This is a genomic window from Nostoc sp. UIC 10607 (assembly GCF_047228265.1).
Lineage (GTDB): Bacteria > Cyanobacteriota > Cyanobacteriia > Cyanobacteriales > Nostocaceae > Nostoc > Nostoc foliaceum_A.
Window position 1 is genome coordinate 1 of sequence record NZ_JBIQNW010000171.1, and the last position, 1,876, is coordinate 1,876.

The 1,876-nt window shown below is 38.7% G+C and carries 1 protein-coding gene; it reads left to right on the plus strand.

From position 1 onward, the window contains the following. Positions 1-490 precede the first annotated feature (490 nt). The coding region (locus ACEYW6_RS36120; protein WP_412983592.1) for a reverse transcriptase domain-containing protein at positions 491-1,876 on the plus strand (1,386 nt) is incomplete at its 3' end.

Consider the following 1,876-nt stretch of genomic DNA (forward strand, 5'->3'; position numbering starts at 1 on the left):
CCTTGAAAATTCCATAACTAATTCTTGGATGTAGGTGTAAATCCTACCTTGGAAAGGAAACAATGACTCCCAATCTACCCACGCCGAGTAGACTCGGAATTCTACAGAGCGAAGCTGGGAATAAGGGCGCAATCAGAGCCAGAAGCAGATATGGCACACTGGCGCTAAAGGGGAGATAGCATGGATAAACAAGACCTAAAAAAGCGTCTTAATCCCAAGCGGTAATCTGAATTAAAAATACCGACTTAATATTTAATTTCTCGCAACAATATTGTTTCGTTAGTTGCATTCCTTTGAGAAGAATATAGGCGAAATGGTCTGTCCTAAACTATCAAAATAATCTGAGAATTGGAACGAGAAAAAATGATGTTGGAGTCTGGGGAAAAGGTCGAAAACCGAGTAGGTAAGACGAGATACGTAAATCTCCACATCAGGTAGGACAAACCGTAATTGGTTTGAGGCAATCAGAAGATAATTAACGGCGTAGAGTATGGTTGGGCACGTAGAAAACTACAGTGAATCATGGGAGAAATTAGCGTGGAAGAAACTCCGCAAAAATTTATTCCGCCTGCAATGTCGATTATACAAAGCGATTCGAGCCAAAAACCGGAAACGAGTATTGAATCTACAAAAGCTAATATTAAGGTCACGCAGTGCAAGACTATTAGCGATTCGTCAAGTTACTCAACTAAATACTGGCAAGAAAACGGCTGGTGTCGATGGGAAAAAGTCCTTAAGTCCATCGGAAAGATTGGCACTCGATGAATATTTAAAAAATCATGTTTTCCAATGGAAACATCAGAAATTGCGAGCTATTCCCATTCCCAAAAAAGATGGAACCAAAAGGATATTAAAAGTACCAACCATCGCCGATAGAAGTTGGCAATGCCTAATCAAATATGCGATAGAACCAGTTCATGAAGCATTATTTCATCCGAGAAGCTATGGATTTAGAACTGGACGTTGCGCTCATGATTGTCAAAGATTTATATTTTCAAATCTTCACTCTCATGTCAACGGAAAAGATAAACGAATCCTTGAAATCGATATCGAAAAATGCTTCGACCGAATTAATCATAACTTCTTGATGTCCCATGTGATAGCGCCACAAAGCGTGAAAAATCGATTGTGGAAATGTCTAAAAATAGGCGTTAATCCAGAATTCCCGGAACAAGGAACACCACAAGGAGGAGTGATAAGTCCGTTACTTGCCAATATTGCATTAGACGGAATTGAAAATATTCATAAATCCGTCAGATATGCAGATGATATGGTGTTTTTCCTCAAACCCAATGATAATGCAAACGAAATACGCAAACAAATCGAAGATTTCTTGCAACAAAGAGGGCTAAATATCAAAGCCGAAAAGACAAAATTAGTTTCCGCGACAGATGGTTTTGATTTCTTAGGCTGGCACTTCCTTGTCCAGAAAAATGGAAAGTTTAAATCTACTCCATCAAAGGATAACTTTAAAGCTTTCTCTTCTCAAGTCAAATCTATCGTTAATAACTCGAATTATGGTGCAACAGTTAAAGCTGAAAAACTAGCCCCAATTGTCAGAGGATGGCGATATTACCATCGCTACTGCAAAATGTCTGGCTCTAAGTTCTCATTATGGTTCATCAATAATCGAACTTTCAAAGTGTTCAATCAAGAACCAAAGATGAACCGCTATCAAGCCGAAAACTTAATTAAAAAGGCATTCCCCGCAGTACCCTACTCTCAAAACGATTTTATCAATGTTAAAGGTGACTATTCACCCTTTAACGGTGACATCGTTTATTGGAGTAAACGCAAATCTCAATTCTACGATGGCGCTACCTCTAAAGCCTTAACTTTACAAAGCCATAAGTGTGGATATTGTGGACTTTCTTTT